Genomic DNA, 14,909 nt, shown 5'->3' on the forward strand with positions numbered 1-14,909 from the left:
CTATCTCCAACCAGCTTTGTCAAAGATTTTTACAGCTTTTGCATTATTTTTTCCTAAAGTATTAATTGAAATTGAGTCATCACTAAATGTTCCCCAAGAAGAAACAACATCATTTTTCTTAACACCTTTTGTAACTGGATATTCAAAATTACTGTTTGCAAATAAATCTTGTGCTTCAGGACTAGCTAAAAACTCTATAAATTTAATCGCATTTTCTTTGTTTGGAGCATATTTTGCAACTCCAGCACCACTCACATTAATATGTGTGCCACCATTCTCAAATTTAGGGAAAATGATTTTCACTTTCTCAACAGCTTCTGACTCTGATAAATCTTTATTACCTACCATTTTACCAACATAATATGTATTTGCAATTGCAATTTTTCCCAGTCCATTTGCTACAGCTTTTACTTGATACCTATCATTACCTTTTGGTCTTCTTGCCATATTTGCAACAACACCCTTTGCCCATTTAAGAGCATATTCTTCTCCATGATGAGCAATTACTGCTGCAAGTAAAGATTGATTATAAACATGACTTGATGATCTTACCATAACCATTCCTTTAAATTCTGGATTAGCTAACTGTTCGTAAGTAATTAGTTTTTCTTCTAATTTACTATCTTTTGGTACTATAAAAGCCCTAACTCTTTTTGTAAGAGCAAACCATTTATTTTCTTCATCTCTTAATTTTGTAGGAATATTTTCAATTAAATATTTTGAATCAATTGATTGCAATAAATCTTTTTCTTTTGCTTGATATAGTCTTCCAGCATCAACTGTTATTAATACATCAGCAGGTGAATTTTTACCTTCACTTTCTAACCTTTTTATTAAAGCGTTTGCATCAGCTTTTACAACATTTACTTTAATTCCCGTTTTATCTTCAAACATTTTAAAAAGTTGTTTATCTGTATCATAATGTCTATGAGAATATACATTTACCTCATTATTTGCATATAGTGTACTCATTAAAACTAAACTAGCTAAAAACAATTTTTTTAACATATATATCCTTTTTGTTATTGATAATAATTATTCAAATAGTATAAAAAAGTCTCTTAGTTTAGCCTTACAATTTTAAGCTTATTAATTATTATAAAGACATAAAAAAAGGGGAAGAAGTATTATACTTCTTCCCCTTTTAAAAATAAGATACTTAAAACTTATTTTGCGTATGCTGCGTCAGTTACATCTTGAGTATTTACAATATAAGGAACTAAAGCCATATGTCTAGCTCTTTTAATTGCTTTCTCAACCATTTCTTGAGAGTTCTTAGAGTTACCAGTAAGTCTTCTTGGCATAATTTTTCCTCTTTCACTCATTGAAATTTTTAATAAGTCTGTATTTTTATAATCAATGAAATCAATTTTCATTTCAGTATATTTACAATATTTTTTTCCGTATTTTCTTTTTTCAGCCATTTTCTATCCTTATTCCTAGAATGGTATTTCATCATCATCGATGTCAATTTCAGGTATATTTTGTTCAGGCGCAGTTTGTTTTGGAGCCTGATTATTCATACCACCATTATAATTGTTTTGAGGTGCTTGTTGATTATAGTTACTTTGTTGTGGTTGGCTATAATTATTATTTTGATTATATCCACCTTGATTATTATCATAAGATCCAGAATTTTGAGAATCTGATTTAGAATCTAACATTTTCATAGAATCAACTCTTAAAGCATGTTTGCTTCTATTTGTACCATCTTGAGCAGTCCACTGTTCAAAGACTAACCTTCCCTCAAGTAAAACCTTAGAACCTTTTCTTAAGTATTGATTAGCAACTTCAGCAGATCTACCAAAGATATTAAAATCTAAAAAACAAACCTCATCTTTTTGCTCTCCAGTTTGAGTTTTATACCTATGACTTGTAGCAATTGCACCTTTTGCAAGAGCTGCTCCATTTGGCATATATCTTAATTCTATATCTCTAGTTAAATTTCCAACCATTACTACTTTATTATACATAAGATGTTCCTATTATTTTTTACAATTAGTTAGCTTTTTTTGCTGCCTCATCACTCATTTTAGTCCATGCAGTGATTTCTTTTTTATTTTCATATTTAATGAAAATGAATCTAATAATATTTTCATTAATTCTATAGTTTCTTTCAATCTCTTTGATTGCTGCTGGTTCAATTTTGAAGTATACTACATAATAGTAACCTCTTTTATTTTTTTCAATCTCATATGCTAGTTGTCTAGAACCCATATCGTCACAAGCAACGATTTCTCCACCATTTTTTTCTATGATTGCTTTTAAAGCATCAATTTGTGCTACTGTTTCTTCTTCTGTAAGAGTAGGCTTAACAATAAACATTGTTTCATAATGTTTTAATTTTGACATTTGGTAATCTCCTTATAGTTTATGCCGGTATCTTTACAAATATCAGCAAGGATTTTTTTGTAAAGTTGCTGATTTTATCTAATTAAAACTGAAATTTTTCTAAGACAAGCTTGTAAATATAGATTTGTATTATCAATTTTTGAAGTTTTTAACTCTAATTCAATTTCTAAAAGATAATTTAAAATCTCTAAAAAAAGTTCAGGTTTTATATTTATTGCGAGTCTAGTTTTCTTTTCCCATACATTTTTAGGAGGAATAAAACCTAAAATTTCTTTAGGATTAGGGCTTCCATAAATTCTAGCATAAGAGCTAATCATAAATAATTGCTGAACAAAAGAAGTAACTTGTGTTAATAAATAGATTTCATTCATTCCTTCTTCTAAAAGTAATTCTAAATCAGAACTAATATCTTGTGCTGATAATAAATTGTGTAAGAAGTCTTCAAAATTTACTACACCTATTCCAAAACAATGAATATTAATTTTATCTGTAGTAATTTTTTCATTTAAGATTGCTAATTTACTTAAATCATTTACACATAAACTTAAATCTTGTCTATGCATAAAATATAAATGATTCAAAGCTGACATCTCATAATTTAAATTTAAAGCTCTTGCTTGATTTTCTATTAGTTTTACCGCTTCACTAGGGAAAGGAGAAAAGAATCTAACACTTGCAGCATTTAATTTTGCAGTAAAATATCCTGCCATTGCTTTAAAATCACTATCACCTACACAAGAAAATATTACTTTTGAATCAGGATTTGTAGTACAAGCTTCAATTAGTTCAGTTACTTCTTTTTTAGGAAGTTTTTTTTCAAGTTTTATTATTAATATATTATTTGAGGCAAATAAAGAAGATTGTAATAGTTTATTTTTTGCATATTTAAAATTATAATCATCAAAATATAGTTTTTCTATTTCATCTTTGGAACCTAGTTTATTAGAAACAAGATTAGTATAATAATCAATTAAAAAATTTGATTGCCCATAAAACATATAAGCATTAAAAATTATATTTTGATTTAGTTTATTGTCAAATTCATTTTTGTACATTGTGCAATTTTAACCAAAAAATGCTTTTTTTGTACTTTTTATTTATCAAGAAGAATTTCAGCTTGATTTCTAACTTTTTTATTTAAAAACTTTTCTTCTCTTTTAGAAAACTCTTTATCATCTTTTTTTATTTTTTTATTTTTATTTTTCACTTCCTTTACTTCTTCTTTTTTAAATAAGCTTAGAAGCAAAAATACTGAACTTGTGATACAAAATAAAATAAATATCCATTTTAAAGGTAAAATATAATCTAAATAATCTATTTGTTCTTTCAATTTTAAATATTCAACAATATCACTATAAATAAACTGTGAAAATAAAGCAGAAAAAAGTAAAAGGGATACAAGAGTAACTCTTTTTCTAAATTTATAAAGTAAAGACCAAAATACTATAGATTTTATTTGTTTAAACATCTTTTTCTACTTTTATATTAAAAAGTCTAAACCTAAAAAAGCTAAAGCAGCAACTAGAGTTTTATTTTTTAAACTATCAATAACTTTTTTCTTTTCATTCGAAATTAATATTTCCAACTCTTCATCTGTATAATCTTCAATTGATTTTTGTCGAAGTGCTAATTCAGCTTTTAAGTTTAATAGAGCTTTTTTTTGTATTTTTAAATCAATCTTATCTTTTAATTTTTCATTTTGAATTCTTGCAAAATCAAAAGACTTACTATATTGTTCTTTTGCGATATTTATTGCACCACTTGTTTTTTCTTTAAATTTAGAAATCATTTTTTATTCTCCTAAAACTTAATACTTTAATGATCCTACAACTCTTTTTGTAATTATATCACTTGACTTTATTATAACTTTTTGTTTAGAAAATAATACTTGCCCTTTGTAATTATCTAAATATATTTTCATTCCAGGTACCGTTCCATAAGCTACACAAATACCTTTTTCATCATCAGTAACTTTAACTTTTATTTCAGCACCAATATTTTTTTCTGCCCACCTTGCATATTTTCTATCTTCAAAATCCCAAACCATTTGATCAATTTTTCTTTCTTGAGTAGAAATATGCTCACAAATTTCATCTATATTCTTAGGAGTTTTTTTAGTTTTAAGCATACGATGTAAAACTAAATCAGAATATCTTCTAATAGGACTTGTAAAGTGAGAATAAGAAGAAAAACCCAAACCAAAATGCCCTAAATTTTTTGATGAGTATTTAGCTTGAGTTTGAGCATGAATAATTAACTCATCTATTTCATCTTTTATAACAGAGTGTTTTGCTTTTTGTTGAATATGAATTATTGTATCGTGAACATCATTTTGTAGTTTTGCTTTTATTCCTAAAGCATTCACATCATCAACTAACTTTGAAATAGCCTTAAAAGGTGGTTCTTCATGTATCCTAAAGATACCTACAGTATTAATTTTTTTGCTTGCTTCAATATTTGCTAAAAGCATACACTCTTCAACTAATTGGTGAGAAGCTGAAGATGTTTCAATATCGATACCTTCAAGTTCATTCTGCCTATTTAATTTTAATCTATATTCTACACTTCTAAAGTCGTAACCTTTTTTAAGTCTTTCTTTTCTAAAAGATTTTGTAACTTCATATAAAGAAATTAAAGTATCAAAAATTTCTTTTTCTTCTTGGGTATATGTATCAAATTGTTTTTCTAAGACTCTATCAATTCTTCCATATGAGAATTTCCTTCTTGATTTTATAATCGCTTCAAAAACTTCTGATTTTAAAACTGCTTTATTTTCAATATCTAAATAGATTTTAAATACATAAGAGTATCTTTCTACGCCTTCTTTTAAAGAACACATATCTTCACTAAGTTCATTTGGAAGCATTGGTAAAACTTTTCCAGGAAGATAGGCTGATGTACTTTTTAAAAAAGCTAGTTTATCAAGTTCACTTCCTTCTTTTACAAAATAAGAAACATCTGCAATAGCCACATAAAGAATTTCCTCTTTTTCATCATAATATATAGCATCATCATGATCTTTTGCACTTGCTGGGTCAATTGTTGTAAAAGATAAATGAGTTAAATCGACTCTTTCATTTTCATCATTCATTTTAGCTTCGACATTTAGTGGTTTTTGAAGCCTAAACTCTTCATTATATAAATATAAAGATATTTGCTCATCAATTTTAGCATCAGTTATATTCCCAAGTTTTTTTATTACTTCAAAACTTTTATCATCTAAAAGTAAAACATCATTTTCATTTGCACTTATCTCTTTTTTTATTTGAAGTTCAATATTCTCTTTTAAGGTATAAAACTTATTATCTCTTTTATAAATTAAAATCTCTTTTCTTTTCCCTTCTAAAACTCTTATCACTTTTGCTTTTGTTTTACTTCTAGGATTAAATACTCTTTTTACTAAAACCAAATCATTATCATAAGCTCCAGCTAAGTGTTCAAAATCAATTTTCACATCTTTATATTCATTTGACAAATCTTTTAAAATAGCACTTGATTTATTTATTTTTACAACTGCAATTTTATATTTTGAATTAATTTCATATTTACCATCAATTCTAATAATTATATTTTCTGTTACAAACTCTTCTAAAGCCTTTTCTTCGTCTTTTGAAAAATTATTATTTCCTTTTGCAATTTTTGTAAAAATTTTCTTTAGCAAAATTAAACCTTTATTATATTTTTGATATATTTTTAAGATTAAAAAAAATCTTAAGGACTTTGTCCAATGAACAAAATAATTATTACCTTAATCTTCTTAGTAAGTTCTCTTTTTGCAAATAGTATCAAACCTACCCTTATATTCTATTGTGGAATAACAATGATAAAACCAATAAAAGAAATGGCAAAAATTATCGAAGATAAATATAACTGCAAAATTAAAATTTCACAAGGTAGTTCAAAAGATTTATATAATGCTTTAAAATATTCAAAAAAAGGTGATTTATACCTTCCAGGAAGTGACTCTTACATAAAAAATAATCTAAAAGATGGATATATAATAAAATCTGTTGAAATCGGTTATAACAAAGCTGCTATTTTTGTAAGAAAAGATATTTCAAAAGAAATAAAAGGCTTAGAAGATTTCATAAATAATAAGTATTCAACAATATTATGTGATTCAAAATCAGGAAGTATAGGAAGAGAAACAAAAAAAATATTAAGCTCCTTTAAAAATGAAGAGTTTTATTACAAAGCTTATGATAATAGTGTTGAAATTGAGACTGATTCAAGAAACCTTAATAAAGCTTTAGTTGAAAAAAGAGCAGACTTAACTATAAATTGGAGAGCTACTTTTTTTTGGAAAGAAAATAATTCTTATCTAAATATAATTGAAATTGATGAAAAATATGCAAAGAAAAAGAAACTTGAATTATCATTATTATCTTTTTCTAAAAATAAAGAAATTGCAGCAGCCTTTCTAGACCTTGCAGAATCAAAAAAAGGTCAAGAGATAATGAAAAAATACGGTTTTTTATAGGATTTTACATTGACTACAAAAGCATCAAAAACTTTAAAAAACCTTGTATTACTTCTTTTTATATTTATAATAGGAATTATTTTACTTATTAGTTTACACTTTTTCTTTCTAAAACTAATTGATAATTTAGATAAAAGAACAGAAAACCTAAAAGCTAAAATGCAAATTGGTCAATTTATCGTAAATGATTTATATAAAATTCGTTCTGACTTTTATGAGTTAGCTACAACTGTGACTAATGAAAAAGGAAGAAAACTTCTTAACAATAAAATTAATGAAAATATAAAAGAATTAAAACATAGTTTGAATATTTTGGAAAAGGGTGGTACCTTAAAAAAAACAATAAAACTAAATATTGTTGGTCACAGTGACACAATAAAAACTATTAATTATATAAAAGCTTCCGATGATATCTCTTTAGAAGTGATTGACTTAGCACCTAAGTTAATCCAACTACAAAAAATGTTAGAAAACCTAAATGAATTATTAAAAAAACAATCTCTATATAGAGACACTTTAGATTCAAAAAATTTTATGCAATTAAATAAAGAAATTAAAAGATTTTATAAAAGTACTCCTTCATTTTTCAACAGAATAACAGAAAACACAAATAGACTTTTATATGAAGGTAACATAAAACTCGCACAACTAGAAGAAGAGATAATAAAACAAAAAAAACAATATACAAGATTAGAATTTATTTTGATTTTAACAATTGTATTAGTTGTGATTTTTTTAGTAATATTAATAGCTATTCAAATCAATAGAAACGCAAAAAAATTAGAAAGACAAGAACAATCAACAAGGGGAATATTAGATGCACAACAAAGTATTGTTGTTGTTAGTAATGGTGATTATATGATTGATGCGAATCAAGCCCTAATGGACTTCTTTGATGGTTATGATTCTTTTGAAGATTTTAAAAGAGACCATATCTGTATTTGTGATTTTTTTATAGATTTAGAAGATGAAGAATATATTATAGATAAAGATTATGAGGGAGATATGTGGTTTGAATATATTCTTGAAAATCCAAATAAACTTCATAAAGTAGCTATGTATAAAGGTCGAGTTTTAAACTACTTTACAATTGAAGCTACAAAAGAAATCCTTGATAAAAATAGTTTTATTGTTATTATTGTTTTAAATAATATTACAAAAGAGATTCAAACTCAAAAACAATTAAAAAAATTAAATGATAATTTAGAAGATATTGTAAATGAAAAAACAAAAGAGTTACAAGATTTAAATGAAAATTTAGAGATTAAAATCAAAGAAGAAGTAGAAAAAAATAGAGAAAAAGATAAGGCAATAATTCAACAAGGAAGGTATGCTGCACTAGGGGAAATGATAGGAAATATTGCCCATCAATGGAGACAACCGTTATCTGCAATTCTTTCAACAACAACTTCAATGCAACTACAAATGCAATTAAATATTGCTACAAAAGAGGATATTAATAAGACCTTGGAATCTATAGTAAAATATGTAAAATTTTTAAATCAAACAATTGAAGACTTTAGAAACTTTTTTAGAAAAGATAAAGAACTTGTAATATTCAATATTTTAGATGTTATGAATAATTCTTTATCAATAACAAGTGCTGTTTATAAAAACTCTCAAATAAAAGTACTTTTTGATATACCCAAAAAAGAGTTTACAACAAAAGGTTTCGAAAGTGAATTATCCCAAGTATTTTTAAATATTTTAAATAATGCAAAAGATATTTTAAGAGAAAAAGATTTAAAAGAAAAATATGTATTAATAAAAATTTATGAACACAACAATACAAATGTTATAAAAATTTATGATAATGCAGGAGGCGTTCCTTCAGGAATAAAAGATAAAATCTTTGATCCATACTTCACCACAAAGCACAAATCACAAGGTACAGGAATAGGTCTTTATATGAGTAAAGATATAATCGAAAAACATATGAATGGTTCATTAACCGTAACAAATAGTGACTTTTTTGTAGAAGAAAAACACTTTTTTGGAGCTTGTTTTAAAATAGAATTACCCAAACTTTAGTTTACATTAGGTATAATCCTGAAAATTTTTAAAGAGGAATAGTAATGGCATTAAATGTTTACTACGATAAAGATTGTAATATTGATTTAATCAAATCTAAGAAAGTTGCAATGATTGGATTTGGTTCACAAGGTCACGCGCACGCGGAAAACTTAAGAGATTCTGGTGTTGAAGTTGTTGTTGGTTTAAGAAAAGGTGGTTCATCTTGGGCTAAAGCTGAAGCTAAAGGTTTTGAAGTTAAAACAGTAGCAGAAGCAACTGCTAATGCAGATGTTGTAATGGTTTTATTACCAGATGAAAATCAAGCTGATATTTATGCAAATGAAATTAAACCTAATTTAAAAGATGGTGCTTATTTAGCATTTGGACATGGTTTTAATATTCACTATGGAAGAATTATTCCTGAATCAAATACAAATGTAATGATGGTTGCTCCAAAAGCTCCAGGTCACACAGTAAGATCTGAGTTTACTAAAGGTGGAGGAATTCCTGACCTTATTGCTATTCATCAAGATGCTAGTGGTGATACTAAAGATGTTGCTTTAGCATATGCTTCTGCAATTGGTGGTGGTAGAACTGGTATTATTGAAACTACTTTCAAAGATGAAACAGAAACTGACCTTTTCGGTGAGCAAGCTGTATTATGTGGTGGAGCTACTGCATTAGTTGAAGCTGGTTTTGAAACATTAGTTGATGCTGGTTATGCACCAGAAATGGCATACTTTGAGTGTTTACACGAATTAAAACTAATTGTTGATTTAATGTATGAAGGTGGTATTGCAGATATGAGATATTCAATTTCTAATACTGCTGAATATGGAGATTATGTTTCTGGTCCTAGAGTTATCAATGATGAATCTAAAGCAGCAATGAAACAAATCTTAAAAGAGATTCAAAATGGTGTATTTGCTAAAGACTTTATTTTAGAAGGTCAAGCTGGATACCCAAGAATGAATGCTGAAAGAAAAAATTCAAGAGCTTCTAGAATTGAGCAAACTGGTTCAAAACTAAGAGAAATGATGCCTTGGATTGCATCTAATAAAATTGTAGATCAAGATAAAAACTAATCTAACTAAAAGTAAGAGATAATTTTCTCTTACTTTTCTTCTGTTTTATGGCTAAAAGAAAAACTCGAAAACGAACAACAAAAAGAAAACCTTTAAAAAATCAAAATATTAATTTTAAAATAATTAATATATTATTAGTAATAATTGTTATCTTAATATTAGCAATTGCTGTATTACTATATATGGTTGATTTAAAACACTCTTCAAAAGAAGATGCAAAAAATAAAATTGAAAAACAAATAACAAATATAGAAAAAACAAGTAAAGAAAAAATAGACTCTTATGTAAAAGAAGTCAAAGTAAAAAAAGATGAATTTGAAGAATATACACAAGATTTATATAAAGAATATATTCAAGAAAAAGAAGAAAAAATTATAACAAAACCTACTAAAGAAGAATTAATAATAAAACAAGCAAAAAAAGATAAAGAAAAAAAACAGAAAACAAAATTTCATAAAGTTCTTCCTTTTGAAACACAAAAACCTAAACTTGCTATTATAATTGATGATGTAACAACTCAATATCAAATAAATAAAATCAATAAAATAGGCTATAAAACAAACTTATCAATTCTACCTCCTACTTCTAGAAATGGTAGTACTACGCAGATGACAAAAAATCTACCTTTTTATATGATTCATTTTCCAATGGAAGCAAAATATTTTCATGGAGAAGAACAAGGAACCTTACATATAAAAGACTCTTATGAAAAAATAGAAAAAAGAGTAGCTCAAATTAGAGACTGGTATCCAAATGCAAGATTTACTAATAATCATACTGGAAGTAAATTTACTGAAAATAAAGAAGCAATGGATAAATTCTTTAAAGCGATAAAGAAGTATAATTTTGTTTTTTTAGATAGTAGAACAACAAGTAAGAGCGTTGGAAAAGAAATGGCAAGAAAATACCATATTCCTTATCTTGCAAGAAATGTATTTTTAGACAATGAACAAAATTTTGGCTATATCCAGAAACAACTAAAACAAGCAATCCGAATTGCAAAAAAAAGAGGATATGCTATTGCCATAGGACATCCTCATAATATAACAATAGAAGTACTTAAAGAGTCAAAACACTTACTAAAAGACCTTGAACTTATTTATGTAAATCAAGTAAGTCTACTTAAAAGCCAATAAAATATTTATTCTTAACTCCTCTTTATTAACTGGTTTTACTAAAAAAGCACTAGGATTGTAAGGAACTGCTTTTTTTAAAGTTTTAATATCTGTAAAGGAAGAGGTTAGGATAAAAGGTACTTTTTTTATCTTATTAATCTCTTCTAGAAAATTCTTATTTTCTTTATTATTTTCAAGATTAATATTAAGTAACATTAAATCAGGCAAATATTTTTTGAAACTATTTTTTATATCTTTATAATTTGTTTCAATAGAAGAAACAATATAACCTATTCTCTCTAAGTACTTTTTTAATTCCAAAGCAAGAATTATTTCATCTTCTATAATTATAATTTTCTTTTTTTCTACCACTTTAATCTACCTTTATTATGATAAAATACTCTTTTTTGAGAAATCAGAAACTGATATAGGATCATAAGAAATAACAGAAAATGGTTCCTTGATTTTTCCATATGAAGGTATTTCTTTTATAAGTTCAAAATTACCAAGTTTCTTATAAAGTTTAAAATCACTTGTTTTTATAGCAGAAAGAATAAACTCTATATTATTATGAAAGAAAACTTCATATACCCCTCTTAGAAGGTATTTAAACTCTAGATTTAAACCTTTTCTTTTACTATCTACAACTAATTTAGAGATTTCTCCCATACTTGAATAAATATTTTTTAGATATTGTAAATCAATTTTATCTTCTGTAGGTAATTTATTCTCTTCTGTTCCAATAATAAGTCTTATTGAACCAGTAGCTTTAGAATTATCACTTTTATAATATATTATTGCTGAATGAGTATCATAATTATCAAAGCTCAGACCATCTATAGTATCAGGGAACTCTTTGCTATAGCCATATTTAGCATATATATCACTTCTTAATTTAAAAACATCAATTAACTCTTCAGCAGTTTTTACCAAATATAGATTTTTGGTATTATTTTCCCAGTTAATTTTTTTATTAAAAGTAATAGTTTCTTCTATAATTTTTTCTAATTCTATTCTTTTTTTAAAAATTTCTAGAACTTTTTTTTGTTCTTCATAAAAACTTTCTGGTAAATATTCTACTCTATCTTGTAAATCTTTTTTAACAAGTTCTTCTAATTGGTATAGGGAAGTGTTTTTATTGATATTAAACATTCTATGTCCTTTTTTAGAACAGATTCTAAAAAAGATACGTCACAGCTAACGTTACGTAAAATGTTTATTTATTTTTATTTAAAGAAGAGGAGAGAGTTTATATCCTACAGTAGGGATTGTTTCAATTATTTTATATTCTAATTTAATTCTTAAACGATGAACTAAAGTTCTTATTGCTCCATCTGAAACAGGTTCATCAGTCCAAATTAGATATTCAATTTCACGAAAAGAGACAACAGAGCCTTTTGCTTCAACTAATATAGTTAATAGTTTTCTTTCATTAAGACTTAACTTTATAGGCATATTTTTATAAAATAAAATTTCATTACAAACATCATAAAAATAATCAAATCCTAAAGGAGTACAATTTTTATCAACTGTAAACTTATTAAACCTATTAATTTTAAACATTGCTAACATAATAGTTGACTTTAACTCTTCCCTATTAAAAGGTTTAAGTAAATAACTAATAGGATTAGTTTGTATAGCTCTATTAACAGTTTTTTCATCATAGTATGCAGTTAAGTAAATTACTGGTATATTTTTTATTTTTTGCATATCTTCCACAATACAAATACCATCTTTACTATTTTCTAAATGTATATCCATTAAAATAATATCTGGGGTAAACTTTCGAATGAAAGATAAAGTCTCATCATAGTTTACAGTTATTCCAATTACATCAAATCCAAACTTTATTAAAGAATTCTTTATATCTAAAGCAACTAATATTTCATCTTCAACAATTAAAATTTTAGTTTTCATTTCCTGCTTTCCATTCTATAATATTTTTAACACCATTACTTGAATAAGTTTCAATTTCGCCTTTTAGCTGTCTTTTTGCTAAATTCTCAACAATAATCAAACCTAAAGAGTTTGACTTAGACTCAAAACCAACTCCTTCATCAGCAACTATTAACTTATAAACTCCATTATTTTTTTCTAAACTAATAAAAACTTTTCCTTTCTTTTGCTTTGGATATGCATATTTAAATGTATTTGTAATTAATTCATTTAAAATTAAACCACAATACATTGCCTGTTCTATTCTTAGTTGTGCTTTTATATCTAAATCTATTATAATCTCTTTATTGTAACTACATTGAATCTCTTCACAAATAAGTTTAAAATAGTGACTTGTATTTACAAAGGTCATATCATTTTGAGTATATAGAAGTTCATGTAAATAACTCATAGCACTAATTCTATTTTGAATAGTAATTAAAATATCATTTAACTTTTCATTCTTTATTTCATCATTTTGTAATCTTATTAAAGAAACAATTGTTTGCATATTATTCTTAACTCTATGGTTTAATTCTTTTAATAATAACTCTCTTTCCTCTAATGCATAATTAAGATTTTTTGTTTTTTCAAAAACTTGTTTTTCTAAACGCTCTTTTTCATTCTCTTTTTGAAGAATCAAAGTTTTATTAATACTATCATTTTCTTCTTGTAGGATTTTAATTCTATTAGAAAGAGCTATTGACAATATTATTGCTTCTGTTACTATTGAAACCTCTGCGAAATAAGGAATATATTTATAAATATTAAAATACCCTATACTTGCCATAATCATTAAAGAACCAGAGAAAAAGAAAATTACCCAACCTATAAATATATATTTAGCTTGTTTATTCTTTTTAAATAATGCATATATTGTTACATACATCAAATAAGTCAATATTATAATTGTAATATGGTTACGATATTTTGCTAATTCTTCAATATTTAACAATATTAGCACATTTATAGGAACAAGTAATATTAAAATATTTAAAATCTTATTGTGTATAGGATATTGCTCTAATTTCAAAAAGGATTTTGTAAATAAGGCTAAAGTAAAAATAGGTAAAACTACTACTAAAGGGGCATAATTAAAAATATCAAAAAGAAACTCTTTTTCATAAAAATAAATATTTCCAATTCCAACAAAAACCAACTGATGAAAAACAATAGCAAAAATATATAAAACATAATAAAAATAACTAATATCTTTCGTAAAAAAGAATATAAATAAGTTATAAATCAATAATACAAACATTGCACCAAAAAATAGTGCTAACATAAACTGGTGAGAAACTTCTTTTTCATAAAACTTATGAATATCCCACAATTTTAAACCAACTATTAAAGTTGTTATCTCACTATTAACATTCATAAAATATGTTTTTGTTTCATTTGGTTTTAATTCTATTAAAAAATATGGATTTACAGTTTTTCTATTATCTCTAATAAAAAATAGGCCTTCTTGTTTCATCTTATAATTATTATCAGGGTCAAAAAATTGTACACTTGTTGTTAAACAATTATCATATTCAATTATAAATATTTTTTTCTTATTTGTTTTATTTGATAAAGAAAATTTCAACCACAAATCAAAATTTGGGTTATACCCATAAGATAAAATACTTTTAGTATTAGATTCAAATTTTTTATTTTTAACCTCTTCAAAAGATAAAGTCTTTGTTTTATCTAAAAAGATTTCAGACTTAGAAAGTAAATCTATCTTTGTGGTATTATTATTTACTAAAATATTTGCATTTAAAAAAATTATATTAACACATAGAATAAGAAATATTTTTAGTATGCTCAAACTTTAGCCTTATAAGTTTTTATTATTATATTATTTAGTGTTTTAGTTACAACTTATAACTTTTTTTATTACTAATAAAGTTATTTCTTAATATAATTCATTATATTATTTTATAG

At 25.3% G+C, this 14,909-nt stretch carries 16 protein-coding genes; 4 read left to right on the top strand and 12 right to left on the bottom strand.

The window, feature by feature from the left end; genetic code table 11:
- The 8 genes from CP965_RS06600 to CP965_RS06635 form a co-directional block, all read right to left on the bottom strand.
- Positions 1-1,008: a Fe(3+) ABC transporter substrate-binding protein gene (locus CP965_RS06600; RefSeq protein ID WP_129061289.1), complete on the bottom strand. Its 1,008-nt coding sequence runs from the start codon at positions 1,006-1,008 to the stop codon at positions 1-3.
- A 158-nt stretch (positions 1,009-1,166) separates the two neighbouring features.
- On the bottom strand, positions 1,167-1,424 hold the full coding sequence (gene rpsR / locus CP965_RS06605) for a 30S ribosomal protein S18 (protein WP_129061290.1): 258 nt from the start codon (positions 1,422-1,424) through the stop codon (positions 1,167-1,169).
- 15 nt (positions 1,425-1,439) lie between these two features.
- Positions 1,440-1,973 carry a single-stranded DNA-binding protein gene (locus CP965_RS06610; protein ID WP_129061291.1) on the bottom strand — a complete coding sequence of 178 codons (534 nt, stop codon included), beginning with the start codon at positions 1,971-1,973 and terminating at the stop codon, positions 1,440-1,442.
- Positions 1,974-1,998: 25 nt separating this feature from the next.
- Positions 1,999-2,352 carry a 30S ribosomal protein S6 gene (rpsF, locus tag CP965_RS06615; RefSeq protein ID WP_129061292.1) on the bottom strand — a complete coding sequence of 118 codons (354 nt, stop codon included), beginning with the start codon at positions 2,350-2,352 and terminating at the stop codon, positions 1,999-2,001.
- A gap of 74 nt (positions 2,353-2,426) precedes the next feature.
- A complete protein-coding gene (holA, locus tag CP965_RS06620; protein ID WP_129061293.1) occupies positions 2,427-3,407 on the bottom strand; it encodes a DNA polymerase III subunit delta in 981 nt (326 codons plus the stop codon).
- Between the two features lie 38 nt (positions 3,408-3,445).
- A complete protein-coding gene (locus CP965_RS06625) occupies positions 3,446-3,820 on the bottom strand; it encodes a hypothetical protein (protein WP_129061294.1) in 375 nt (124 codons plus the stop codon).
- Positions 3,821-3,832: 12 nt separating this feature from the next.
- A complete protein-coding gene (locus CP965_RS06630; protein WP_129061295.1) occupies positions 3,833-4,141 on the bottom strand; it encodes a hypothetical protein in 309 nt (102 codons plus the stop codon).
- 18 nt (positions 4,142-4,159) lie between these two features.
- Positions 4,160-6,013 (bottom strand): RNB domain-containing ribonuclease, encoded by a 1,854-nt coding sequence (locus CP965_RS06635; protein WP_129061296.1) that lies wholly within the window; start codon positions 6,011-6,013, stop codon positions 4,160-4,162.
- A 66-nt stretch (positions 6,014-6,079) separates the two neighbouring features.
- Between CP965_RS06635 and CP965_RS06640 the strand changes: the two genes are divergently transcribed.
- Genes CP965_RS06640 through CP965_RS06655 form a run of 4 tightly spaced genes read left to right on the top strand, consistent with a single transcriptional unit; the run spans position 6,080 to position 11,066 of the window.
- A complete protein-coding gene (locus tag CP965_RS06640; RefSeq protein WP_129061297.1) occupies positions 6,080-6,832 on the top strand; it encodes a substrate-binding domain-containing protein in 753 nt (250 codons plus the stop codon).
- Positions 6,833-6,841: 9 nt separating this feature from the next.
- Positions 6,842-8,863, top strand: a complete 2,022-nt coding sequence (locus CP965_RS06645; RefSeq protein WP_129061298.1) for a sensor histidine kinase — start codon at positions 6,842-6,844, stop codon at positions 8,861-8,863.
- 44 nt (positions 8,864-8,907) lie between these two features.
- On the top strand, positions 8,908-9,930 hold the full coding sequence (gene ilvC / locus CP965_RS06650; RefSeq protein WP_129061299.1) for a ketol-acid reductoisomerase: 1,023 nt from the start codon (positions 8,908-8,910) through the stop codon (positions 9,928-9,930).
- Positions 9,931-9,977: 47 nt separating this feature from the next.
- Positions 9,978-11,066 (top strand): divergent polysaccharide deacetylase family protein, encoded by a 1,089-nt coding sequence (locus tag CP965_RS06655; RefSeq protein WP_129061300.1) that lies wholly within the window; start codon positions 9,978-9,980, stop codon positions 11,064-11,066.
- Here the strand turns inward: CP965_RS06655 and CP965_RS06660 are convergent.
- The 4 genes from CP965_RS06660 to CP965_RS06675 form a co-directional block, all read right to left on the bottom strand.
- The gene (locus CP965_RS06660) at positions 11,049-11,417 is read right to left on the bottom strand and encodes a response regulator (RefSeq protein WP_164971001.1); all 369 of its coding nucleotides are present in this window, start codon (positions 11,415-11,417) and stop codon (positions 11,049-11,051) included. The two genes, CP965_RS06655 and CP965_RS06660, sit on opposite strands and share 18 nt — an antisense overlap.
- Before the next feature lie 15 nt (positions 11,418-11,432).
- A complete protein-coding gene (locus CP965_RS06665; protein ID WP_129061302.1) occupies positions 11,433-12,197 on the bottom strand; it encodes an N-acyl amino acid synthase FeeM domain-containing protein in 765 nt (254 codons plus the stop codon).
- 78 nt (positions 12,198-12,275) lie between these two features.
- Positions 12,276-12,962, bottom strand: a complete 687-nt coding sequence (locus CP965_RS06670; RefSeq protein WP_129061303.1) for a response regulator — start codon at positions 12,960-12,962, stop codon at positions 12,276-12,278.
- Positions 12,952-14,793, bottom strand: coding sequence for a 7TM diverse intracellular signaling domain-containing protein (locus CP965_RS06675; protein WP_206732264.1), 1,842 nt, complete (start codon positions 14,791-14,793; stop codon positions 12,952-12,954). Before CP965_RS06675 ends, CP965_RS06670 begins: the two co-directional genes overlap by 11 nt.
- Positions 14,794-14,909: the final 116 nt, after the last annotated feature.

This window comes from Halarcobacter mediterraneus (genome assembly GCF_004116625.1).
Taxonomy (GTDB): Bacteria; Campylobacterota; Campylobacteria; order Campylobacterales; family Arcobacteraceae; genus Halarcobacter; species Halarcobacter mediterraneus.

Coding starts and splice junctions, on each gene's coding strand:
- CP965_RS06600 (WP_129061289.1), bottom strand. CDS start 1,008: ATGTTAAAAAAATTGTTTTTAGCTAGTTTAGTTTTAATGAGTACACTA.
- rpsR (WP_129061290.1), bottom strand. CDS start 1,424: ATGGCTGAAAAAAGAAAATACGGAAAAAAATATTGTAAATATACTGAA.
- CP965_RS06610 (WP_129061291.1), bottom strand. CDS start 1,973: ATGTATAATAAAGTAGTAATGGTTGGAAATTTAACTAGAGATATAGAA.
- rpsF (WP_129061292.1), bottom strand. CDS start 2,352: ATGTCAAAATTAAAACATTATGAAACAATGTTTATTGTTAAGCCTACT.
- holA (WP_129061293.1), bottom strand. CDS start 3,407: ATGTACAAAAATGAATTTGACAATAAACTAAATCAAAATATAATTTTT.
- CP965_RS06625 (WP_129061294.1), bottom strand. CDS start 3,820: ATGTTTAAACAAATAAAATCTATAGTATTTTGGTCTTTACTTTATAAA.
- CP965_RS06630 (WP_129061295.1), bottom strand. CDS start 4,141: ATGATTTCTAAATTTAAAGAAAAAACAAGTGGTGCAATAAATATCGCA.
- CP965_RS06640 (WP_129061297.1), top strand. CDS start 6,080: ATGAACAAAATAATTATTACCTTAATCTTCTTAGTAAGTTCTCTTTTT.
- ilvC (WP_129061299.1), top strand. CDS start 8,908: ATGGCATTAAATGTTTACTACGATAAAGATTGTAATATTGATTTAATC.
- CP965_RS06655 (WP_129061300.1), top strand. CDS start 9,978: ATGGCTAAAAGAAAAACTCGAAAACGAACAACAAAAAGAAAACCTTTA.
- CP965_RS06665 (WP_129061302.1), bottom strand. CDS start 12,197: ATGTTTAATATCAATAAAAACACTTCCCTATACCAATTAGAAGAACTT.
- CP965_RS06670 (WP_129061303.1), bottom strand. CDS start 12,962: ATGAAAACTAAAATTTTAATTGTTGAAGATGAAATATTAGTTGCTTTA.